The organism is Pseudomonas sp. UME65, from assembly GCF_014170225.1.
Taxonomy (GTDB): domain Bacteria; phylum Pseudomonadota; class Gammaproteobacteria; order Pseudomonadales; family Pseudomonadaceae; genus Aquipseudomonas; species Aquipseudomonas protegens.
This window is the reverse complement of sequence record NZ_LZZQ01000013.1, coordinates 106,648-129,070: the sequence shown is the minus strand read 5'-3', so window position 1 is coordinate 129,070 and position 22,423 is coordinate 106,648. Positions and strand designations below refer to the sequence as shown.

Annotated in this window: 24 protein-coding genes; 13 read left to right on the top strand and 11 right to left on the bottom strand. The window is 63.9% G+C overall.

Annotated elements, in window-relative coordinates:
* Position 1: 1 nt before the first annotated feature.
* The gene (gene cysZ / locus A9971_RS15345; RefSeq protein ID WP_011059298.1) at positions 2-751 is read right to left on the bottom strand and encodes a sulfate transporter CysZ; all 750 of its coding nucleotides are present in this window, start codon (positions 749-751) and stop codon (positions 2-4) included.
* 310 nt (positions 752-1,061) lie between these two features.
* On the opposite strand from cysZ, the gene trxB reads away from it, so the two are divergent.
* The gene (gene trxB, locus A9971_RS15340) at positions 1,062-2,024 is read left to right on the top strand and encodes a thioredoxin-disulfide reductase (RefSeq protein WP_011059299.1); all 963 of its coding nucleotides are present in this window, start codon (positions 1,062-1,064) and stop codon (positions 2,022-2,024) included.
* Between the two features lie 147 nt (positions 2,025-2,171).
* On the opposite strand, the gene A9971_RS15335 is transcribed toward trxB, so the two are convergent.
* From A9971_RS15335 to A9971_RS15310, 6 genes are all read right to left on the bottom strand, one after another.
* Positions 2,172-2,510, bottom strand: a complete 339-nt coding sequence (locus tag A9971_RS15335) for a HopJ type III effector protein (protein ID WP_019093350.1) — start codon at positions 2,508-2,510, stop codon at positions 2,172-2,174.
* Positions 2,507-2,800, bottom strand: coding sequence for a DUF1244 domain-containing protein (locus tag A9971_RS15330; protein WP_011059301.1), 294 nt, complete (start codon positions 2,798-2,800; stop codon positions 2,507-2,509). Before A9971_RS15330 ends, A9971_RS15335 begins: the two co-directional genes overlap by 4 nt.
* Before the next feature lie 60 nt (positions 2,801-2,860).
* Entirely contained in the window at positions 2,861-3,241 is a 381-nt protein-coding gene (gene folX / locus A9971_RS15325) for a dihydroneopterin triphosphate 2'-epimerase (RefSeq protein ID WP_011059302.1), read from the bottom strand.
* Between the two features lie 2 nt (positions 3,242-3,243).
* Entirely contained in the window at positions 3,244-3,804 is a 561-nt protein-coding gene (gene folE, locus A9971_RS15320) for a GTP cyclohydrolase I FolE (RefSeq protein WP_011059303.1), read from the bottom strand.
* Between the two features lie 23 nt (positions 3,805-3,827).
* A complete protein-coding gene (gene folM, locus A9971_RS15315; RefSeq protein WP_053156397.1) occupies positions 3,828-4,538 on the bottom strand; it encodes a dihydromonapterin reductase in 711 nt (236 codons plus the stop codon).
* Positions 4,539-4,713: 175 nt separating this feature from the next.
* Positions 4,714-5,283, bottom strand: a complete 570-nt coding sequence (locus tag A9971_RS15310) for an antibiotic biosynthesis monooxygenase (RefSeq protein WP_015634183.1) — start codon at positions 5,281-5,283, stop codon at positions 4,714-4,716.
* Positions 5,284-5,494: 211 nt separating this feature from the next.
* Between A9971_RS15310 and A9971_RS15305 the strand changes: the two genes are divergently transcribed.
* The gene (locus A9971_RS15305) at positions 5,495-6,436 is read left to right on the top strand and encodes a MerR family transcriptional regulator (protein ID WP_015634184.1); all 942 of its coding nucleotides are present in this window, start codon (positions 5,495-5,497) and stop codon (positions 6,434-6,436) included.
* A gap of 11 nt (positions 6,437-6,447) precedes the next feature.
* Here A9971_RS15305 and A9971_RS15300 read toward each other — a convergent pair whose 3' ends face one another.
* Both A9971_RS15300 and A9971_RS15295 read right to left on the bottom strand, forming a co-directional pair.
* A complete protein-coding gene (locus A9971_RS15300; RefSeq protein WP_093404705.1) occupies positions 6,448-7,053 on the bottom strand; it encodes a hypothetical protein in 606 nt (201 codons plus the stop codon).
* 68 nt (positions 7,054-7,121) lie between these two features.
* Positions 7,122-7,580 carry a PAS domain-containing protein gene (locus A9971_RS15295; RefSeq protein WP_011059308.1) on the bottom strand — a complete coding sequence of 153 codons (459 nt, stop codon included), beginning with the start codon at positions 7,578-7,580 and terminating at the stop codon, positions 7,122-7,124.
* A gap of 154 nt (positions 7,581-7,734) precedes the next feature.
* Between A9971_RS15295 and A9971_RS15290 the strand changes: the two genes are divergently transcribed.
* Positions 7,735-8,190 (top strand): flavodoxin, encoded by a 456-nt coding sequence (locus A9971_RS15290; RefSeq protein WP_015634186.1) that lies wholly within the window; start codon positions 7,735-7,737, stop codon positions 8,188-8,190.
* Here A9971_RS15290 and A9971_RS15285 read toward each other — a convergent pair.
* Positions 8,171-9,067 carry a LysR family transcriptional regulator gene (locus tag A9971_RS15285; protein ID WP_183001345.1) on the bottom strand — a complete coding sequence of 299 codons (897 nt, stop codon included), beginning with the start codon at positions 9,065-9,067 and terminating at the stop codon, positions 8,171-8,173. The two genes, A9971_RS15290 and A9971_RS15285, sit on opposite strands and share 20 nt — an antisense overlap.
* Positions 9,068-9,165: 98 nt before the next feature.
* Here A9971_RS15285 and A9971_RS15280 point away from each other — a divergent pair, with 98 nt between their 5' ends.
* The 9 genes from A9971_RS15280 to A9971_RS15240 all read left to right on the top strand — a co-directional run bounded on the left by A9971_RS15280 (position 9,166) and on the right by A9971_RS15240 (position 20,146).
* Positions 9,166-9,552, top strand: a complete 387-nt coding sequence (locus A9971_RS15280; protein ID WP_053156401.1) for a CidA/LrgA family protein — start codon at positions 9,166-9,168, stop codon at positions 9,550-9,552.
* Positions 9,542-10,228 carry an LrgB family protein gene (locus tag A9971_RS15275; RefSeq protein ID WP_011059312.1) on the top strand — a complete coding sequence of 229 codons (687 nt, stop codon included), beginning with the start codon at positions 9,542-9,544 and terminating at the stop codon, positions 10,226-10,228. The genes A9971_RS15280 and A9971_RS15275 overlap by 11 nt, the downstream gene beginning before the upstream one ends.
* A gap of 143 nt (positions 10,229-10,371) precedes the next feature.
* Complete coding sequence (locus A9971_RS15270; protein ID WP_011059313.1) at positions 10,372-11,154, top strand: class II aldolase/adducin family protein; 783 nt, start codon at positions 10,372-10,374, stop codon at positions 11,152-11,154.
* Complete coding sequence (locus A9971_RS15265) at positions 11,154-12,056, top strand: alpha/beta fold hydrolase (RefSeq protein WP_019096053.1); 903 nt, start codon at positions 11,154-11,156, stop codon at positions 12,054-12,056. The genes A9971_RS15270 and A9971_RS15265 overlap by 1 nt, the downstream gene beginning before the upstream one ends.
* Before the next feature lie 138 nt (positions 12,057-12,194).
* Complete coding sequence (locus tag A9971_RS15260; RefSeq protein WP_011059315.1) at positions 12,195-13,106, top strand: SDR family oxidoreductase; 912 nt, start codon at positions 12,195-12,197, stop codon at positions 13,104-13,106.
* Between the two features lie 183 nt (positions 13,107-13,289).
* Positions 13,290-13,649: a hypothetical protein gene (locus A9971_RS15255; protein ID WP_019093356.1), complete on the top strand. Its 360-nt coding sequence runs from the start codon at positions 13,290-13,292 to the stop codon at positions 13,647-13,649.
* Positions 13,650-14,146: 497 nt separating this feature from the next.
* A complete protein-coding gene (locus A9971_RS15250; RefSeq protein ID WP_015634190.1) occupies positions 14,147-15,937 on the top strand; it encodes a DUF1302 domain-containing protein in 1,791 nt (596 codons plus the stop codon).
* A 24-nt stretch (positions 15,938-15,961) separates the two neighbouring features.
* Positions 15,962-17,329 (top strand): DUF1329 domain-containing protein, encoded by a 1,368-nt coding sequence (locus tag A9971_RS15245; RefSeq protein WP_077933360.1) that lies wholly within the window; start codon positions 15,962-15,964, stop codon positions 17,327-17,329.
* Positions 17,330-17,590: 261 nt separating this feature from the next.
* Positions 17,591-20,146, top strand: coding sequence for a LuxR C-terminal-related transcriptional regulator (locus A9971_RS15240; protein WP_183001346.1), 2,556 nt, complete (start codon positions 17,591-17,593; stop codon positions 20,144-20,146).
* Positions 20,147-20,156: 10 nt separating this feature from the next.
* On the opposite strand, the gene A9971_RS15235 is transcribed toward A9971_RS15240, so the two are convergent.
* The gene (locus A9971_RS15235) at positions 20,157-20,951 is read right to left on the bottom strand and encodes an IclR family transcriptional regulator (RefSeq protein WP_011059320.1); all 795 of its coding nucleotides are present in this window, start codon (positions 20,949-20,951) and stop codon (positions 20,157-20,159) included.
* 167 nt (positions 20,952-21,118) lie between these two features.
* Between A9971_RS15235 and hmgA the strand changes: the two genes are divergently transcribed.
* Positions 21,119-22,423, top strand: coding sequence for a homogentisate 1,2-dioxygenase (gene hmgA, locus A9971_RS15230; protein ID WP_183001347.1), 1,305 nt, complete (start codon positions 21,119-21,121; stop codon positions 22,421-22,423).

Genomic DNA, 22,423 nt, shown 5'->3' with positions numbered 1-22,423 from the left:
CTTATTTGGCCGGCAGGTTCTCCACCCCGCGTTCACGCACCCAGAACAGCGTGGCACCGGCCACGGCGGCCGGCATCATCAGGATATTGACCAGCGGGATCAGCAGCGCCAGGTAGACGATGCCGCCAAAGCCCAGGCTCTGCCAGCGCTTCTGGCGCAGCCAGGCGAGCATGTCCTGCCAGCTCATCTTGTGGTTGTCCGCCGGGTAGTCGATGTACTGGATAGCCATCATCCAGATACCGAACAGCAGCCACAGCGGCGCGGCAATCAGGTTGACCACCGGAATCAGCGAGAGGATGAACAGGCCAATGGCCCGGGGCAGGAAGTAGCCGAGCTTGCGCATTTCCCGCGCCAGGGTGCGGGGGATCATGGCAATCAGCTCACCCCAGCTGAAGGGCGGGAAATCATCGGTGCCGCGCACCACGGTTTCGACTTTTTCCGAGAGGAAACCGTTGAAGGGGGCGGCGATGATGTTGGCCAGCATGGTGAAGCTGAAAAACACCATGAAGGCCACCAGCACCACGAACAGCGGCCAGATGACATAGCTGAGGAAACTCAGCCAACTGGGCAGGGACGGCATCAGCGCATCGACCCAGAGGCTGAATTGATGGCCGGCGAAATAGATCAATCCGACGAACAGCACCAGGTTGATTGCCAGGGGCAGGAGCACGAACAGGCGCAGGCCGGGGCTGAGGACCAGCTTCAGGCCTTCACGCAGGTATTGCGGGCCGGACAGGACAGGGGCGGGCATAGAGCGCTCCGAGCAGAATGAAAACGCGCCGACCTTACCGGCTTTGTCCTGGGGGCGAAAGCACGGCGAAGCGGTCGACATCAACGGTAACAAAGACCCTTTCAAATAGGCCTCCTGAGGATAGAGACCGCCTATGAGCTGGATTGTTAAACCGTATTTCCTTAATCTTCGCCCCCTCTATACGCTTCACCCATTATTTTTTGGACGGACGAGTTCAAGCCTTCCCCAAGGTTTCGCCGTCCTTTTTTATTCCAGCCGGCAATCCGGCGTTCCGCGCCAGGCTAGCCGGGCCGGTCGATAGGAGTGAGTCATGTCTGAAGTACGCCATTCGCGTGTGATTATTCTCGGTTCCGGCCCTGCCGGTTACAGCGCCGCCGTCTATGCCGCCCGTGCCAACCTGAAGCCGCTGCTGATCACCGGCATGCAGGCCGGTGGCCAGCTGACCACCACTACCGAAGTCGACAACTGGCCCGGTGACGTGCACGGCCTGACCGGCCCGGCCCTGATGGAGCGGATGCGCGAGCACGCCGAGCGTTTCGAGACTGAAATCGTCTTCGATCACATCAATGCCGTGGACTTCGCAGCCAAGCCCTACACCCTGACCGGTGACAGCGCGACCTACACCTGCGACGCCCTGATCATCGCCACCGGTGCCAGCGCCCGCTACCTGGGCCTGCCTTCGGAAGAAGCGTTCATGGGCAAGGGTGTTTCCGCCTGTGCCACCTGCGACGGCTTCTTCTATCGCAACAAGCCGGTGGCAGTGGTCGGTGGCGGTAACACCGCTGTTGAAGAAGCGCTGTACCTGGCCAACATCGCCAGCACCGTGACCCTGATCCACCGTCGCGAAACCTTCCGCGCCGAGAAGATCCTGATCGACAAGCTCAACGCCCGGGTGGCCGAAGGCAAGATCATCCTCAAGCTCAATGCCAACCTGGATGAAGTCCTGGGTGACAACATGGGCGTGACCGGTGCCCGCCTGAAGAACAACGACGGCAGCTTCGACGAGCTGAAGGTCGACGGCGTGTTCATCGCCATCGGCCACACCCCGAACACCTCGCTGTTCGAAGGCCAGTTGACCCTCAAGGACGGTTACCTGGTCGTGCAGGGCGGCCGTGACGGCAATGCCACCGCCACCAGCGTTGAGGGCATCTTTGCTGCCGGCGACGTGGCCGACCACGTTTATCGCCAGGCCATCACCTCGGCCGGCGCCGGTTGCATGGCGGCACTGGACACCGAGCGTTACCTGGACGGCCTGCAGAACGCTTCGTTCTGATTTGCCACCCATAAAAAAACCGGCGCAAGCCGGTTTTTTTATGGGTGTTGCACGGTAGCAGCCGGCTTGCCGGCGAACAGGCCCTCAAGCCTTGCGCCGCTGTGCTGACGCCTTCGCTGGCGAGCCAGCGCTCCTACAGAATGCGGATCAGCGGCGGGTCAGCGGCTGGGCGGAGAACTTGACCCCGGCCAGGCCGTGAACGATCAGGGCGCGGATATTGCCGTGGTCAGTGCCTTCGGGGGTGGCCAGTACCGAGCGGTAGTGTTCGCCGAAGGCCAGCAGGGCCTCTTCGTCGCTCAAGCCTTCCAGCAGGGCCAGGCCCAAGGTCTTGCACGAACCTTCGTTCTGCCCGGCGGCGTTTTCCACGCCGCCGTTGTTGAAGGCCTGGGGCTGGTAGTCATAGCCGGCGGCGACAAAGGCCAGGGTGTCGGCAAAAGCGTGTTCACCGCTGTTCAGGCTGGCGCGCAGGGTGTTCAGGTCAGTCATTGGGGTTTTCCTTTGGCGAACGCCGCTTGCTGCTCGGCGCTGGCTTCTTTCTGGTAGAGATTTTTCCATTCGGCGTAGGGCATGCCATACACCACTTCACGAGCGTCATCGAGGCTGACCTCGATCTGGCGTTCGTCGGCCTCGGCCTTGTACCACTTGGACAGGCAGTTGCGGCAGAACCCGGCGAGGTTCATCAGGTCGATGTTCTGTACGTCCTTGCGGCTGTCCAGGTGGGCCACCAGGCGGCGAAAGGCCGCGGCTTCCAGTTCCAGGCGTTGTTGTTCAGTCATGGGGTTTCTCCGGGACAGGGGCAAGCGCCCAGGCGGGCACTTGCCACTTGTGGCAGTTTTCTAGGCGCTGGCGCGGCTGGCCGCGAGAGTGATGGACACCGACTCGGCAAAACGCAGGGCGTGGGGTTTGTCGACTTCGACTTCGGCGTACTGCACCGAGGCGTTGCTCATCACCAGGTCCAGCAGCTCCTGGGTCAGGCGCTCCAGCAGGGCAAAGCGGTTGCCCTCGACATGGGCAATGATCGCCTTGGTGATGGTGCGGTAGTTCAGTGCGTGGTCGATGTCGTTGTCCCGCACCGCGTCCTGGGCCGCGTAGAGGATGGTCAGGTTGATCAGCACATCCTGCTTGTTGAGGATCTCTTCCTCGTTGATTCCGATGTAGGTCCGCAGGAGCAGGTCCTTGACTCGGATACGAGCCATTCCTGGCTGAAGTTGTGGCATTGCTACTTGCTCCGTCCAATCAATTGCAGGAATTCCTGGCGAGTGGTGCTCGAATCGCGGAAGGCGCCGAGCATCACCGAGGTGTGCATGGTGGAATTCTGTTTCTCGACGCCGCGCATCATCATGCACATGTGCTTGGCCTCGATCACCACCGCGACGCCGGCGGCCTGAGTCACGCTCTGTACCGCGTCGGCGATTTCCCGAGTGAGATTTTCCTGGATCTGCAGGCGCCTGGCGAACATGTCGACGATCCGCGCGATCTTCGACAGCCCCAGGACCTTGCCGGTAGGAATATAAGCCACATGGGCCTTGCCGATGAAGGGCAGCAGGTGATGTTCGCACAGGGAATACAGCTCGATGTCGGCGACTATCACCATTTCATCGCTGTCGGAAGCAAACAGCGCGCCGTTGACGATGTCCTCCAGCGACTGGCCGTAGCCGTGACACAGGTACTGCATGGCCTTGGCCGCGCGCTTGGGGGTATCGAGCAGGCCTTCGCGCTCGGGGTCTTCGCCCAGGTCCTTGAGGATCTCGCGATAGTGCTGGGGCAGGGAAAGGGTCATGCAAGGTCCTCACAGGGGCCGGCTTACTTGAGGTGCCGCCCGCCGTTGACGGTCAGGGTGGTGCCGGTGACATAGGGGTTGTCCAGCAGATAGCGCAGGCTCTGGTAAATCACTTCGCTGCCGGGTTCGATGCCCAGCGCGGATTTGGCCAGGGTCTTGGCGCGGTACGCCGCGTCGTCGTCGGGGTTGAACAATAGCAGGGCCGGGGCAATGCCGTTGACCTTGATTGTCGGGGCGTATTTCGCTGCGAAGGACAGGGTCAGGCTGTCCAGGCCGGCTTTGCTGGCGCAGTAGGCGATGTGCTTGCTGCTGCCCTTGCGAGTCACGTCGTCGCTGATGTGGATGATGTCTGCCGGGCTCGAGCGCTGCAGCAACTCGGCGCAATGCAGGTTGATCAGGTAGGGCGCCAGCATGTGCACGCCGAACATCCGGGCAAAGGCCGCTGCTTCCTCGCCTGGGCTCTCCTCCAGCCATTCCGAGGCGTTGTGGACGATGGCCCGCAGGCTCTGGGTACGGTTTTTCAGCTCGGTGATCAGGGCCAGGATCCCGGTTTCGCTGGAGAGATCGGCGAACAGCAGGGTCGCGCCCTTTTCCCGCAGGGCCTCCAGGCCCGGGCGCTGGCTGCGGTAGGTGACGATCACCGGCTGCCCGTCTTGGAGCAGGCGCAGGGCGCAATGCAGGCCGACTCGCTGGCTGGCGCCGGTGATCAGGATCGGGGCAGGAGAGGTGTTCATGAAGGGCTCGCGTCGCGGGTAGTGGGAAAACTATACCAGCGAGGGAAGACCCTGTGCCTGCAGGCAACGGGCTTGCCGGCGAATGCGATCTTGCGGGGGGGGGCGCTGGCAAGCCAGCTCCTACGGTAGGCGCGAATGTTGCGCGAGGTGTGGTAGGAGCCGGCTTGCCGGCGAATCACGGATTCTGCGTCGAGGGGGTGGCCGGCAGCGGTCGGGCCGGTGTGCTGTTGAGCCAGTTGGCCAGCAGCCGGGTGGACAGCGGAATGAAGAAATAGACCATCAGCGGGGTCAGGGCCAGGGTGCTGACGAATACCCGAGGTAGCAGGCTCAGGTCGCCGAGCAACGGGCCCAGGACAAAGTTGAACAGCAGCGACACCGGGAAGAATGCCAGCCAGATGGCCACGGCCTGCTTCCAGCGCGGCGGGCGATGGCCGGTGGCGCCGAACCAGCCGTCGATACCGCTGACCCGGTGCTCCGAAGGGTGGGCGAACAGGTCGCTGCCCCGGGCCAGCCAGGCCGTACGCGAGGCGGAGTGTTCCCAGGTATGCAGGGTGGATTCGTCGGCGAAGCGGAAGATGATCTGGAATTCGTCATCGTTGGGTGGCGGCGCAAGAACGCCGGAACCCAGGTAGCCGGGAAAGTCGGTGGCCAGTTGTTCGCCTTCGCGCAGCCAGGCGATCAGGTCCTGGTAACGGCCGTCGGCAACGCGCCGGGCAACCATCAGGGTGACGGGTGAGGTAGACATTATGTATCTCCGTAAAACCAATGCGCTGCCTGGGTAAGGCAGTCGCTTGACGAGGCACCGGGGTGGCGGGCCGCGCCTGAAGCAAGCAAGGATTATTCCTGATTGCTGCCCAGGCACCAATGACGGCGGTCGGTTTTTCTCGTGCTTGAAGCATCGCCACCTGAGGGGAGTAGAATGATCGCCACTTTGTTTCCCGGTGTTTTCTTCCCAGATGCCCGTCATGACTGAACTTGCCCCCGCCCCTCACGCCCCCGAAGCCGTTCGTCAGGACGAGTTGTTTCCGATCCGTGAGGTGGCGCGCCTGACCGGAATCAACCCGGTGACCCTGAGGGCCTGGGAACGACGCTACGGTCTGATTCAGCCGACACGCACCGAAAGTGGGCATCGCCTGTACTCCATGCACGATGTTGAGGCGGTGCGTGAGATTCTCGGCTGGATCGAACGCGGCGTGGCGGTGAGCAAAGTGGGCAAGATCCTGGCCAAGGGCCGGGCTGCCCAGGCCCAGCTCAAGGCTCCGGTGGATGGCGGCTTGCAGGGCGAATACGGCCAGTGGCGCGATCAATTGAAGCTGGCGGTCAGCGCGTTCGATGAGGAGCAGCTTGAGCGCCTCTACGGGCAGATCTTCTCCAGCTATGCCTTGCCGGTGGTGTTCCAGGACATCTTCCTGCCGTTCTGGAAGCAGTTACTGCTGGCGCGCGAGGCTTTTGGCCAGACCAGCGAATGGCTGTTCCTGGATGGCTTCCTGCGGGCGCGGATTACCCAGCGCCTGCTGTTGCAACGCGCCACCCAGAGCCGCTATCTGCTGCTGACGGCGCTCAATGAGCAATGCCGCGAACTGGAGCTGCTGGTGGCGGCGCTGATGCTCGGGCAGGACCCGATCGGTGTGCGCCTTCTAGGCGCGGGTGTGCCGCTGGAGGAACTGACCCTGGTCTGCGAAAAGGTCGCGCCGGTAGCCCTGGTGGTGTTTTCCAATCACGCACCCTCGGCCGAGTTGCCCAAGCGCCTCAAGCGCCTGGCACTGACCCTGGATTGCCCATTGCTGCTGGCCGGGGACGCGGCGGACCTGGCCCAGGACAGCCTGGTCGGTTCGCCGGTGGCTTGCCTGGGTAACGAGGGGCGCTTGATGCAGCAGCGCCTGCGCGGGTTTCTTTGAGGCGCTAGCCTTCAGGCGTGCAGTGCCGGATGGCTGTGGCGGTGCTGCTGGAGGATGAACTGGCGCAGGCGCTCGGTTTCTTCCTGGTCGCTCTGATCCAGGCGGTAGGCGTAGAAACCGGCTTCGGTCTGGCGCTCGAAGCGCCCGTGCAGGGCAATCCGTTCATAGCCCGAGGGGCTGAACCACTGGGCGAACTGCCGCGGTGGCCGGGTACCGTTGCGGATCTCCACCAATATCCCCTTGAACGAGACCTCCCGAACCCACAGGCGGCCAGGCTGGCCCCTGGCATTTTCCAGGGCCACCGGCTGCTCCAGGGCCAGGCGCCAGGGGCGCACCATGGGCCCATCCTCGAAGATGCTCGGCACCCCCAGCCGCAGGTGCAGGGCATGGAATTCGTCTTCCACCAGCTGCAGCGGGAAGGTCATCTGCTGGTTGTCGAAACGGGCCTGGATGGTGACCTTTTCATTGGCCGCCAGGCGCGTCAGCAGGTCACGGATCTGCGCGCCGCCATTGACCATCAGGCTCGAGGTGGTATCACGCACATTGAGCTGCGGGTTGTGCTGCATGGTCTGGATGAAGTCCAGTTCATCCTGGGTGAGGAGGGCGTCACGCTGCATGATGTTGCTCGGAGGGTGGAGGACAAATCGGCGGGGAATATCCCTACGACCACGAATTCCGCGATTTATTAGTGGCCGCTGGTCGCCTTGAGGGCGGCCAGTTCAGCTTGCACTTCGGCCAGTTGCTGCTCCAGCTGGAGCAAGCGTTGCTGGGCCTTGACCTGGACGCTGACGTCTTTCTGCACGCCGATGAAATAGGTCAGCTGATCACTGTCATTGAATACCGGGGTGATCGACAGCTCATTCCAGAAGTGACTGCCGTCCTTGCGGTAGTTGCGCAGCACCTCGCGGCACGGGCGGCCTTGTCGCAGGGCCTGGCGGATCACTTCCAGGCCTGGCTGGTCACGGTCCCCGGATTGCAGGAAGCGGCAATCCTGGTACAGCACTTCGTCGGCGCTGTAGCCGGTCAGCCGCTCGAAGGCCGGGTTCACATAGATCACGATGTTGTCTTCGCCTTCCTGCTCGGCGACCACAATCCCGTCGTTGGAGGCGTTGATCATCCGTTGCAGCAGATGAGCGTTGATCATCCTGAAGTTCCGCTTTCGATCAGCAAGTGCTGGAGTGTAAGAGAGGCTGGCCCGCTGTCCACCAGCGCTTTGCAGCAGAGGTGGCGGCACAGGCGGGATTTTACTCCGTAGCTGTTAATATCCCAGCCTTTTAGTCAGCTTCAGGATCAGATTGATGAAAGTCGCCATCCTTTCCGGCTCGGTGTACGGCACGGCTGAAGAAGTCGCCCGGCATGCCGCCAAACTCCTCAACGCCGCAGGTTTCGAGGCCTGGCACAACCCGCGCGCCACTCTGGCCGAGCTTCAGGCCTTCGCCCCGCAGGCGTTTCTGGCCGTGACCTCCACCACCGGCATGGGCGAGTTGCCGGACAACCTGCTGCCGCTGTATTCGAGTATTCGCGATCAGTTGCCCGCCGCCTGGCGCGGGTTGCCCGGAGCGGTCATCGGCCTGGGAGATTCCAGCTACGGCGATACCTTCTGTGGCGGTGGCGAGCAGATGCGCGAGCTGTTCGCCGAGCTGGGCGTGCAGGAAGTGCTGCCCATGCTGCGCCTGGACGCCAGCGAGAGCGTGACCCCGGAAACCGACGCCGAGCCCTGGCTGGCCGAGCTGATCAGCGCCCTGCGGGGTTGACCGGCTGTTCCCGCAGCAGCGCCAGCCAGGCTTGCGCTGCCTTGGACAGATAAGCGCCCTGGCGCCAGATGAAGGCGATATCCCATCGCAGGTAGTCCGGCGCCTTCAAGGTCAGGCGCACCACCCCAGGCCGCACCAGGCCACGGGCCACCACACTGGGCAACAGCACCACGCCCTGGCCGGCGGCCACCAGCGCTGCCAGGAAATCCGCCTGGCCGCTGCGCCCGCCTTCCCTGGGGGTGAAACCCACCTGCTGGCAGGCCTGCAACAGCCGGTCGTTGAGCACGAAACTGCGCTGGTACAGGAGGAACGGCGTGTCCGCCAGTTCTTCCAGGCGTACCAGGGCGTTCATCGCCAAGGGGTGATCGGCGGGCAGCAAGGCATCCAGCGGTTCATCGCAGAAGGGCTGGTAGGCGAACGCCGGGTCCTTGGGGGTCAGGCTGCCCCCCAGTTCCAGTTCGCCGTTGCGCACCGCCTGTTCGACATTCAGGCTGCCGCCTTCGAGCAACTGCACCTGGATATTCGGATAGCGCCGGCGGTATTCGGCAAAACGGCTGGCGAACAGCGCGTCACTGCCTAGCAGCGGCAGCCCCAGGCGCAGTTCCCCCCGTGCCAGTTGGCTGAGGTCGTCCAGTTCGCTGAGCAGTTCGTGGCGCAGGCGCAACATGCCTTCGGCCCGTTGCAGCACCACGTTGCCGGCGGCGGTGAGGTGGATATGCGAACCCTGGCGCTCCAGCAAGGGCGTGCCGAGGCTCTGTTCCAGCTGGGCGATCTGCTTGCTGACCGCCGACTGGCTGATGTGCAGGGTCCTGGCCGCCTGGGTGAAGCCGCCCTGGCGGATCACCTCGACAAAGCTGCGCAGTTGTTTGAAATCCATGGCGGTGATTCCAGATTGGAATGGCTTCCAGTCTAACAATTCGCTTCGGTAATGATGGGGCTTTTCATAAAATAAGCCCCTGAGAGGACCGAACCACCATGAACATTTCCCCCTGCAAACGCCTGGGCCGCCTGATTCTTGAACTGGCGGTGCTGCTGGCCATCTATTTTCTCGGCTGCCAACTGGCCAGCTGGCTGCCCTGGCCGATTCCTGGCGGGGTCATGGGCCTTGCGCTGTTGCTGCTGGCCTTCGCCCTGGGCTGGGTCAAGCCGGCGGCCCTGCAGCTGGGGGCCGGCCTGTTGATGGCCGAGATGCTGCTGTTCTTCATTCCCGCACTGATGAGCCTGCTGGACTACGGCGGCCTGCTGCGCCAGGACGGCTGGCGGATACTGCTGGTAATAGGCGTCAGCACCCTGCTGGTGATGCTGGTGACAGCCTTGACCGTGGAACTGGTGTGCCGCTGGAGGATGCGCCATGAAGCTTGAAGCCATGCCGGTGTTCTGGCTGGCCCTGACCCTGGGCGCCTACCTGTTCAGCCGCTGGATCTACCGGCGCACCGGGCGCTACCTGCTGTCGCCGCTGATTCTGGTGCCGGCCCTGCTGCTGGCGGTCGCCGTGCCGCTGCACACTGCCTACGCCGAATACGCCGCCAACACCCACTGGCTGATGCTGGTACTGGGGCCGGTGACCGTGGCCTTCGCCATTCCCATCTGGCAGCAGCGGCAACTGCTGATGCGCCACTGGTCGGCATTGCTGCTGGGCATGCTGGCGGGCAGCGCGGCTTCCATTGGCAGCTCGTTCGGCCTGGCCAAGGCCCTGGCCCTGGACAGCTCGGTGACCCTGTCCCTGGTGCCGCGCTCCATCACCACGCCGTTCGCCATGCCCCTGGCCCATGACTTGGGCGGCGTACCCGAGCTGACCGCGGTATTCGTGATGTTCACCGGGGTGTTCGGGGCCATGCTCGGCGGTGTGCTGCTGCGCTGGCTGCCGCTGCGCAGCGCCCTGGCCCGCGGCGCCCTGTTTGGCGTCGGGGCCCATGGTGCAGGGGTCAGCCGGGCCCATGAGGTGGGGGGCGAAGAAGGTTCGGTGGCAGGGCTGGTGATGGTCCTGACCGGGCTTCTGAACCTGTTCGCCGCCCCTTTGCTGGCGTCGTTGCTTTGACGCGCAAGCCCCGGGCCAGGGCCTGATTCCCGGCTGACCCGCACGGCCATCAAGCTGGCTGCCAATGCAACTCCGCCAGCGGCGTGAGCTGTCTAGACTCTGGAGGTCCTCTTCCTATAAGAACCATCACCGAGGTCCTTGCCGTGAGCCTAGCCCCCGTTCAATCGACACCGAGTGTAAAAAACCAGGTCAGCGCCATCGAGTGGCAAACTCGCGTGGACCTGGCCGCCTGCTATCGCCTGGTGGCGATGCATGGCTGGGACGACCTGATTTTCACCCACATATCCGCCAAGGTGCCGGGCACCGAAGATTTCCTGATCAACCCGTTTGGCCTGATGTTCCACGAGATCACCGCGTCGAGCCTGGTGAAGGTCGACCAGGCCGGCAACAAGCTGATGGACAGCCCCTACGAGATCAACCCGGCGGGCTACACCATTCACAGCGCGGTGCATGCGGTGCGTCACGATGTGGTTTGCGTGCTGCACACCCATACCGCGGCCGGGGTTGCGGTGTCGGCGCAGAAGCAGGGCGTGTTGCCCATCAGCCAGCAGTCGCTGTTCGTGTTGTCGAGCCTGGGTTACCACCCCTATGAAGGTGTGGCCCTGAACCCCGAGGAGAAGGTCCGGCTGCAGGCCGACCTGGGGGACAACAGTTTCCTGATGCTGCACAACCATGGCCTGCTCACCTGCGGCGCGACCATCGCCGACACCTTCCTGATGATGTTCACCTTCCAGCGCGCCTGCGAGATCCAGGTGCTGGCGCAGAACGGCGGCGCCGAGCTGATTGCCATCCCTGCGCCGATCCTGGCCGGGGCCAGGGCGATGATCGCTGGTGTCACCCGCAGCGCTCAGGGCATGGGCGGCGCTCTGGCCTGGCCGGCCCTGCTGCGCAAACTCGATCAACTCGACCCGGGTTACACACTCTGATGCCTATTGCCGAGATCCCGCTGTGCGTGTGGCGTACACGCGGACATGACCTGCTCTTTCGCGGCCAGCGCATCCGTTACTGGGTGGCCGGGCAGGGCGAGCCGCTGCTGCTGATCCATGGCTTTCCCACCGCCAGCTGGGACTGGCACTACCTGTGGCAGCCCCTGGCCCGGCATCATCAGGTGATCGCCTGCGATATGCTGGGCTTCGGTGATTCGGCCAAGCCCCTGGAGCATGACTACAGCCTGCTGGAGCAGGCTGACCTGCAGCAGGCGCTGCTGGCCCATCTGGGTATCGCCGAGCCGGTGCATCTGCTGGCCCACGACTACGGCGACAGCGTTGCCCAGGAGTTGCTGGCCCGGCACTACGAAGAGCGGATCGATATCGCCAGTTGCGTGTTTCTCAACGGCGGCCTGTTCCCGGAAACCCATCGCCCGGTGCTGACCCAGAAGCTGCTGCTCAGCCCGCTGGGCTGGATGCTCGGGAGAACGTTCAGCCGCCAGGGCCTGGCCAAGAGTTTCCGGCAGATATTCGGCCCCCAGAACCGCCCCAGCGAGTCGGTGCTGGATGATTTCTGGAGCCTGGTGCAGAGCAACGATGGCCCGCGAATCCTGCACAAGCTGATCGGCTATATCCCTGAACGCCGGGCCCGGCGTGAACGTTGGGTCAGTGCCATGCAGCGCGGCGAGGTGCCCCTGCGGGTGATCGATGGTGCCCTGGACCCGATTTCCGGGGCACACATGGTGGAGCGCTATCGGCAATTGATCCCACGGGCCGACACGGTGCTGCTGCCGAGCATCGGGCATTACCCGCAGATCGAAGCGCCCCTGGCGGTGCTCAAGCATTACCTGGAGTTTCGCGACAATCTGCTGTCGCCATCATCACGGTTGGCGTGTTCCTGAACCCCGCGGCCTTGAGCGGGCAAGGCGATTATCCCGCTGCCTTATTGCGCACCATTCAGGTCAAAACGTTTTTATTGTGACCAAAGGCTGGCTGCCTGACACTCGAAGCATTGTCCATTGGCCCTGCTGGAGTTCGGTATGAGTGAGTCTGTGCGCTTGGAAGATAAAGTGGTGATCGTCACCGGGGCCGGCGGTGGCCTGGGCCGGGCCCATGCACTGCTGTTCGCCCGGCACGGCGCCAAGGTGCTGGTCAACGACCTCGGCGGCTCGGCCCAGGGCGAAGGCGCCAGCGCTTCGGCCGCCGACCGCGTGGTGGCGCAGATCCGCGAGGCCGGCGGTATCGCCGAAGCCAGCCATGACTCGGTCACCGACGGTGAAAAGATCGTGCAGAACGCCCTGGATGTGTTTGGTCGGGTCGATGTGGTGGTCAACAACGCGGGGATCCTGCGGGACAAGACCTTCCACAAGATGGAGGACGCCGATTGGGACCTGGTGTATCGGGTGCATGTTGAGGGGGCCTACAAGGTCACCCGCGCCGCCTGGCCACACCTGCGCGACCAGGGGTATGGGCGGGTGATCTTCACCGCTTCCACCTCGGGCATCTATGGCAACTTCGGCCAGTCCAACTACGGCATGGCCAAGCTCGGCCTGTACGGCCTGACCCGGACCCTGGCCATCGAAGGGCGCAAGAACAACATCCTGGTCAACGCCATCGCGCCCACCGGCGGCACGCGGATGACCGAGGGGCTGATTCCGCCCCAGGTGTTCGAGCAGCTCAAGCCCGAACTGGTCAGCCCGCTGGTGGTGTACCTGGGCAGCGAGCAGTGCCAGGAAACCTCCGGCCTGTTCGAAGTGGGCGGGGGCTGGATCGGCAAGGTGCGCTGGGAGCGCAGCCTGGGCGCCGGCTTCGATCCTCGCCAGGGCTTTTCCCCGGAAGACGTGGCGGCCCACTGGCAGCAGATCTGCGACTTCGAGGGCGCGGCTCACCCCAAGGACAATATCGAGGCGTTGAAGGAGATGATGCAGAATCTGCAAAAGTACGCCCTCTGAAGCGCCCCTTTGTCCATCCCCTATCGCCTGTGCCTGGGTGATAGGGGCCGGCTTCTGGCGCTAAGTGCGCCGGGTTTTCAGCACTGGATGCATCACCCCGCCGGGCCCTGGCCCCGGCGGTTTTACTCCTGCAGCGTTCGTCACTATGCTCGACGGTCCGCGAACGAACAGGGAGTGCTGCATATGTATGAGTCAAAGGATCAGCCGGTATTGTCGCGGCTGCTGTTCATCCGCCGTTTATGCATGCATGGGCTGGTGGTGCTGGCGCTGATCATCTTCTCGGTGCTGCTGGGTATCAGCGGCCTGCTGTACTTCGAACAAGACATTTCCTTCCATGACGCCTTGTATGACGCGGCCATGATCCTCGGCGGCATCGGCCCCATCAACATGCCGCAAACCCCTGGTGGCAAACTGTTTTTTGCCAGCTACGGGCTTTATACCAACCTGGTCTTCGCTGCCACCCTGGGCTTGATCCTGTCCCCAGTGGCGCACCGTCTGCTGCACAAGTTTCATTACGACGAGAGCGAGGATGACGCGGCGTAGTTGCCACTTTCCTCTGGTGTTCCAGGCATAAAAAAGGCCGCTGCAAGAGCAGCGGCCGAAGCAAGACGTTAGATCAAGGAGCTACAAAATCAACGTCGGTGAACCAGGGGCAGCAGCTTGAATCACACGCCTTCAAACGGCTGGAAATCATTCCCGGGAACAGTTCGTGCCCGGTACTTGCAAGGTCAGTGGCAAGCGGTTGTTTGCCGTGACTGCGAGTGAAGAATAAGCCCTGGCCGGGTACGGAAAAATAGCGATTCAGGACAAGGACTGTTACAGCCTGAGCAACAGTCTGAGCGTTTTTTCGCCCCGGTCATCCCCCTGCATCGACGCCCCTGATAAGCCTGCATCCAGCCGCTGGATAACCCCTTGAACGGCCGTGATGGCAAGGGCACTAATTCCTTCGAGTGACAGCGCGAATACCTCCTTGGTGCGCTTATCGACCGTGCTACCCCGGCAGTAGGGTGAGGCCTCCTGTCACTCACCGGGGAAGACGCATGACAAGAATAACAATGCGCGCCATCTTCAAACCGCAGGCGCTGGCCGTCGCGGTGGCGCTGGGCTGCTGCGCCCAGGCGCAGGCGGTGTCGTTCAACATCGGGGAAATCGAAGGGCAGTTCGACTCGTCGCTATCGGTTGGTGCCAGCTGGGGCATGCGCAATGCCGACCGCGCCTTCGTCGGAACGGTCAATGGCGGTACCGCCCAGTCGTCCACTGGCGACGATGGCCGCCTGAACTTCAAGAAGGGCGAAACCTTCTCGAAGATCTTCAAGGGCCTGCATGACCTGGAACTCAAGTACGGCGACACCGGGGTCTTCGTTCGCGGCAAGTACTGGTACGACTTCGAGCTCAAGGACGAAGACCGCGAGTTCAAGCCCATCAGCGACCACAACCGCAAGGAGGGCGCCAAGTCCTCGGGGGCGCAGATCCTCGATGCCTTCGTCTACCACAACTATTCCATTGCCGACCTGCCGGGTACCGTGCGTGCCGGCAAGCAGGTGGTCAGCTGGGGCGAGAGCACCTTCATCGGCAACTCCATCAACAGCATCAACCCTGTGGATGTCTCGGCCTTTCGCCGCCCCGGCGCCGAAATCAAGGAAGGCCTGGTACCGGTGAACATGCTGTTCGCGTCCCAGGGCCTGACCAACCAGCTGACCGTGGAAGGCTTCTATCAGCTGGAGTGGGACCAGACCGTGGTGGACAACTGCGGCACCTTCTTCGGCAACGACGTGGTGGCCGATGGCTGCACCACCGGCTACACCGTCGGCAGCCCGGCCATCGCGCCGTTGCAGCCGGTGGCGGCGGCCTTCGGCCAGGGCTTCCAGGTGACCCGCGAAGGGGTGATCCTGCCCCGTGGCGGTGATCGTGATGCCCGCGACTCCGGGCAGTGGGGCGCCGCCCTGCGCTGGCTCGGCGATGACACCGAGTACGGCCTGTACTTCATGAACTACCACTCCCGCAGCCCGGTGGTGAGTACCACCACGGCCAATGTCAGCGCGGCGACCCTGGGCGCCATTGCCGGCGTCGCCAACGGCATCGTTCCGGGTTCTGGCAGTGGCCTGGTGCAAAGCGTGATGCTTGGCCGTGGCCAGTACTACCTCGAATACCCGGAAGACATCCGCCTGTATGGCGCCAGTTTCTCCACCACCCTGCCCACCGGCACCGCCTGGACCGGCGAGATCAGCTATCGGCCCAACGCGCCGGTGCAGGTCAACACCAACGACCTGACCCTGGCCCTGCTCAACCCTATTTCCGGGGGCGCGGCGTCGCCGATCAAGACCGCCATGGGGGCTGACAACACCGGCTACCGGCGCAAGGAAATCACTCAGATCCAGAGTTCCATGACCCAGTTCTTCGATCAGGTGCTGGGGGCCGACCGCCTGACCCTGGTGGGCGAGGCGGCAGTGGTCCACGTCGGAGGCCTGGAAGACAAGAGCAAGCTGCGCTACGGCCGGGACTCGGTGTACGGCCAATACGGCTATGGGGGCGACACCGACGGTTTCGTCACGGCCACCTCCTGGGGCTATCGCGCCCGGGCCATCCTCGACTACAGCAACGTGATCGCCGGCATCAACTTCAAGCCCAACCTTTCCTGGTCCCATGACGTCAACGGCTACGGGCCCAACGGCCTGTTCAACCAGGGCGCCAAGGCCCTGAGCGTTGGCGTGGATGCCGACTACCGCAACACCTACACCGCCAGCCTCAGCTACACCGACTTTTTTGGCGGGCGCTACAACACCCTGACCGACCGGGACTTCCTCGCGTTGAGCTTTGGCGTGAACTTCTGAACCGGCACAAGAAGGAGCATTTGAATGCGCAAGATGATTCTGCAATGCAGCGCCCTGGCACTGGGGTTGTGGGCGGCCAACCTGATGGCCGCCGTGAGCCCGGAAGAAGCCGCCAGGCTGGGAACCAGCCTGACCCCGGTGGGTGCGGAAAAAGCCGGTAATGCCGACGGCTCGATCCCGGCCTGGACCGGAGGCATTCCCAAGAATGCCGGGGCGGTGGACAGCAAGGGCTTTCTCGCCGACCCGTTCGCCAATGAAAAACCGCTGTTCATCATCACCGCGGCGACGGTGGACAAATACAAGGACAAGCTTTCGGACGGCCAGGTGGCGATGTTCAAGCGCTACCCGGACAGCTACCGGATCCCGGTCTACCCCACTCACCGCAGCGTCGGCCTGCCACCCGAGATCTACGAGTCGGCCAAGCGCAGCGCCTTGAGCGTGACCACTACCAACGACGGCAACGGCCTGGCCAACTTTACCGGCAACCGCTACTACGCCTTCCCGATTCCGAAGAACGGCATCGAGGTGCTGTGGAACCACCTGACCCGTTATCACGGCGGCAACCAGAAGCGCATCGTCACCCAGGTCACCCCGCAGACCAACGGCAGCTACACCTCGATCCGTTTCGAGGAAGAGGTGGCGGCGCCGCAACTGATCCCGGACCTGGACCCGGCCAAGGCGGCCAACGTGCAGAACTTCTTCAAGCAGTCGGTGACCGCCCCGGCGCGGCTGGCGGGCAACGTGCTGCTGGTCCACGAGACCCTGGACCAGGTCAAGGAACCGCGTTCGGCATGGATCTACAACGCGGGCCAGCGTCGCGTGCGCCGCGCCCCGCAAGTGGCCTACGATGGCCCGGGCACCGCCGCCGACGGCCTGCGCACCTCGGACAACTTCGACATGTTCTCCGGTGCTCCCGACCGTTACGACTGGAAGCTGGTGGGCAAGAAGGAGATGTACATCCCCTACAACAGCTACAAGCTGGATTCCCCGAGCCTCAAGTACGACGACATCGTCAAGGCCGGGCACATCAACCAGGACCTGACCCGCTATGAACTGCACCGGGTGTGGGAAGTGGTGGGCACGGTCAAGCCCAACCAGCGGCACATCTACGCCACTCGGCACATGTACATCGACGAGGATAGCTGGCAGGTGGCCCTGGTCGACCACTATGACGGACGCGGCCAACTGTGGCGGGTAGCCGAAGGTCATGCGCAGTACTACTACGACCACCAGGTACCGGCCTACACCCTGGAGGCCCTGTATGACCTGAACGCCGGCCGTTACCTGGCCCTGGGCATGAAGAACGAAGAGAAGCACAGCCTGGAGTTCGGCTTTGCCGCCAAGGCGGCCGACTACACCCCGGCGGCCCTGCGCGCCAGCGGAGTGCGCTAGGCGCCTCTTGGGTTGCAGTGGAGTAATGGTCGAGCCGCACGCTCTTGGGGCGTGCGGTTTTTTAGGGCGGCCAGTCCTGGCAAGCGAGCTTGCTCGCCACAGTCGCGGCAATACTGCGTTCCTCTTGACTGGCAGTTATCCGACTGCCTGGTCGGTTTTTTTATGGGGGCTGATCAGCCTGCTGAATACTTCTTCAACTGGCCGGGAGGTCGGGGCTAGGGTGGGGCTACGCTGGCTAAAACTATAAAAAGGCACGCCGCAATGACCGCCATGACTCGTTGTCCAGAGCGTCCCGGGTTCATGCCCCGTTTGTCCTCCCATCATTTTTCCCGCAGCCGCCTGAGCGCGCCGTTGCTGGCCTCCGGTGCGCGGGTCAAGCTGCTTTGCGCGCCTGCCGGCAGCGGCAAGACGGCGCTGCTGGCTGAGTGCCTGCAACAGGCACCAGAGACCTGCCGGGTGAGCTGGTTGCCGTTGTCCGGCGGGCGGCATAGCCCGCAGGGGCTGTGCGCTGCCCTGGCCCAGGCCCTGGGGCTGGAACGCGATGACGAAGCCACGGTGCTGCAGCACCTGGCGCACCTGCAGGCGCCGGCCTGGATCTTCATCGATGACTATTGCCGGGTCGCGGCTGCGGACCTGGACCTGCTGCTCGATCGCCTGCTGAGCCTGGACAACCCGCAGTTGACCTGGTGGCTGGGTTGCCGTCGCCGGCCCCTGTGCAACTGGCCACGCCTGCTGCTGGACGATCAGTTGTTCGAGCTGGACGGCCCGGCACTGGCATTCAGCCAGACCGAGATCGAGCAACTGCTGCAACGGCTGCCGCAACCCCTGTGTGCGCAGACCGCCAGTCGCATTCTGCAACGCAGTGGCGGCTGGTGCGCCGGGGTGCGCATTGCCTTGCTGGAAGGCAGCGAGCTGACGATTCAGCCCTGCAAGCCGGGGCGCCCCAATACCTTGCTGGAGTACCTGGAGCACGAGCTGTTCAGCGTGCTGCCGGCGGAGCTGGCGCAAGTCTGGCAAGTACTGGCGCACCTGCCACGTTTCAACGCCGAGCTGTGCGAGCATCTGTTCGGCGTCGGGGAGGGTGCCCAGTACCTGCGGACCTTGCAGGACATGGCCTGCTTCATCGAACCCTGGGACGGTGGCGGCGACTGGCTCCAGGTGTTTCCGCCGCTGGCCCGGCTGATGCGCGACGAGGCCTGGCCGGGCGGGCGCTCCTGGCATCGCCGGGCCTGCCAGTGGTTCATTGCCCAGGAGGATTGGCAGTCGGCCTTTGAGCAGGCGCTGCGGGCCCAAGAGTATGAAGTCGCGGTCAGCCTGCTGGAGCATTTCAGTTTCGAGTTCCTGTTCCAGCAGGACAATGCGCTGCTGTTGCTGCAACTGCATGAGCGCCACGGTGGCGAACTCTTGCTGGTGTCGCCGCACCTGGTGGGGCTGCTGGTTGCGGCCATGCTGTTTGCCGGGCGCTTCGAGCAGGCGGGGCAGTGCATGGCGCAGATGGCCCGGTTCGCCCCCCAGCCCTCGGCAGCGCAGCAGCGTCAGTTGCTGGCCCGCTGGCAGGCACAGCAGGGCTGGCTGCTGCACCTGAGCGGGCGGATGGTGGCGGCGCGGCAGCATTTTATCGAGGCCCTGGATGAGCTGGCGGACAGCGCCTGGACCACCCGCCTGCTGTGCCTGTCGGGGCTGACCCAGCAGGCCCTGCTGGGTGCGGAGCTGGATGTGGCCCAGGCCCTCAATCGTGAAGCCCTGTGCCTGGCCCGGGCCCAGGATGCCCAGCTGTTCGAAGGCCTGCTGGAACTGGACCATGCCCAGTTGCTGGAGCAAAGGGGCGCGCCGCATCGGGCCCAGAGCCTGCTGGAGCAGGTCTGTGAGCGCTTGTCGATGCAGGCGCTGCGGGCGACCCCGCTGCTCGGTCGCATCGCCCTGCGTCTCGGTCGCCTGGCCTTGCGCCAGGGGCATGCAGAGCAGGCGGCCGGCTACTTTCGCAGCGGCCTCGAGGATTGCCTGCTGAGCCACGACAAGCGTGCCTTGTATGGTTTCCTCGGCCAGGCCCAACTGGCGGCCAACCAGGGTGATTATGCCCAGGCCTTCGTGCGCTTGCGGGATGCGGAGCGGCTGATGCAGCAGCGGCAGATTCCCGACACGGTGTACCGGGGCGTGCTGTTGCAGGTCAGCAGCCAGCTCTGGCTGCAACAGGGGCGACCGGAGCTGGCTCAGGAGGCCTTGAGCCGCTTGCTCCGGCACTTTCGCGGCCCCCAGGCGCTACAGGCGCCACCGGCCACCCTGGAGTTGATTCCGGGGATCGAATACCTGCTGGTGCTGGCCGAGGTGCACCTGGGGCGGGCCCAGGCGCCGATCGCTACCTTGCAGGGGCTGCTGGCCCGGGCCCAACGCCACGGCATGCAGGGGTTGGAGGCCGAGGTGCAACTGGCCCTGGCCGAGGTCGCCCACCTGCAAGGCAACCCGGCTCTGGCGCAGGAAGCATTGCAGGCGGGGCAGGCACTGGTGCAGCGATGCAACCTGCCGCAGGCACTGCACGAACTGCGCCTGCGGCAACCACTCTTGCTGGCTGCGGGGGAAACGCTGCAGACGCCGTCATCGGCAGGCCCCCTGGAAAACCGCGAAAGCCTGCTCAGCCTGCGGGAACTGCAAGTGCTGCAACTGATCGCCCAGGGCTGTTCAAACCAGCAGATCGCCGAGCAATTGTTCATTTCCCTGCATACCGTGAAGACCCACGGGCGCCGGATTCACAGCAAACTGGGGGTGGAGCGGCGTACCCAGGCGGTAGCCAAGGCCCAGGCCCTGGGGCTGATGAGTTGAGTACTAGCGGTTATTGCGGCTGATAACCCATGCGCCAGCTCACTGCAGAGCTGGCCGCCAGCAGACGTTGGGCTGCGGGCCCATGTTCATCGGCGTGGAACAGCGACGTCGGCCCTACCACGGTCAGCACCGCGGCGATTTTGCCGGTGGCATCGAACACCGGCGCCGACAGGGCATCGACACCGGGCATCAGCAAACCGTGGACATGGTGCAGCCCGCGCTGGCGAATCTGCTCGGCCAGGGCATCGTGCACCTGCTTGTCGGCCAGGGCGTGGGGGCTGCCGGTTGCCAGTTCCTGCTGGCGCAGGTCGAGGGTTTCGCGCTGTGGCAGGTAGGCGTTGAACACCAGCCCGGTGGATGAACTGAGCAGTGGCAGCACCGAGCCCAGTTGAGTGACCACGGTCACCGCCCGCACCGCCGGTTCGATATGCACTACCGTCGCGCCCTGGTTGCCCCACACCGCGAGGAAGCAGGTTTCGTTCAATTCGTCCCGCAGTTCCGCCAGGGGCAGGGTCGCGACTTTCAGTACGTCCATGCTGCCCAGGGCGGCCAGGCCTACCCGCAGGGCTTCGCGGCCCAGGCCGTAGTGATTGGTGGCGCTGTTCTGTTCGGCAAAGCCGCTGGCAATCAAGGCCTGCAGGTAGCGATGCACCTTGCTTGCCGGCATCTGCACATGTTCGGCCAGGCGCGAAAGGGAAGTGGCCGGCGACAGTTCGGCCAGGGCCTTGAGGATGTCGGTACCGACCTCGGCCGAGCGGACTTTCTGTTTACCGGTGCTGTCGCTGATGCTGCGCGGCTTTTCCATGGAGGCATTGGGGTCCCGTGACAAGTGGCGGTCTTTATAGCTTGACGCTCCTGGGCAATCAAATTACGTTATGCGTAATTGGATTACGATAAAAATAACCCAGGCGTGCCGATAGCTCTTGTGAGGGAGTGGTGGGCCCCTGCCTATTCCAACTTCCAGGAGGCTCCATGAACCTCGATTCTTCGGCGTCGGCCCTCAGCTACCAATCGGGCTTCGGCAACGAATTTGCCAGCGAGGCCCTGCCAGGGGCGCTGCCCGTCGGCCAGAACTCCCCGCAAAAAGCCCCTTATGGCCTGTACGCCGAACTGTTTTCCGGCACCGCCTTCACCATGACCCGCAGCGAAGCCCGGCGTACCTGGATGTACCGCATCCAGCCCTCGGCCAAACACCCGGCTTTCGCCAAGCTTGCGCGCCAGCTGGCAGGCGGCCCCCTGGGTGAGGTCACCCCCAACCGACTGCGCTGGAGCCCCCTGCAGATTCCAAGCGAGCCCACCGATTTCATCGACGGCCTGGTGGCGATGGTGGCCAACTCGGCGGCGCAGAAGCCGGCGGGTATCAGCGTCTATCACTACCGTGCCAACCGCTCGATGGAGCGGGTGTTCTTCAATGCCGATGGCGAGCTGCTGCTGGTGCCGGAGCTGGGTCGCCTGCGCATCGTCACCGAACTGGGCATGCTGGACCTGGAGCCATTGGAAATCGCCGTGCTGCCTCGCGGGCTGAAATTCCGCATCGAACTGCTGGACCCGCAAGCCCGTGGCTACGTCGCCGAGAACCACGGTGCGCCGCTGCGCCTGCCGGACCTTGGGCCGATTGGCAGCAACGGCCTGGCCAACCCCCGGGATTTCCTGGCCCCGGTGGCTCATTACGAAGACCTGCGCCAGCCCACCACGCTCGTCCAGAAGTACCTCGGCGAGCTCTGGGGCTGCGAGCTCGACCATTCGCCACTGAACGTGGTGGCCTGGCACGGCAACAACGTGCCGTACAAATACGACCTGCGTCGTTTCAACACCATTGGCACCGTCAGCTTCGACCACCCGGACCCGTCGATCTTCACCGTATTGACCTCGCCCACCAGCGTGCCGGGCCTGGCCAACCTGGACTTCGTGATCTTTCCGCCACGCTGGATGGTGGCCGAGAACACCTTCCGTCCACCGTGGTTCCACCGCAACCTGATGAACGAGTTCATGGGCCTGATCCAGGGTGCCTACGATGCCAAGGCCGAAGGCTTCCTGCCCGGCGGCGCGTCGCTGCACAGTTGCATGAGCGCCCACGGCCCGGACGGCGAAACCTGCACCAAGGCGATCAACGCCCAGTTGCAGCCGGCCAAGATCGACAACACCATGGCCTTCATGTTCGAGACCAGCCAGGTGCTGCGCCCGAGCCAGTTCGCCCTGGAGTGCCCAGAGCTGCAGAACGACTACGATGCTTGCTGGGCTTCGCTGCCCGTCACCTTCACCCCGAATCGGAGATAA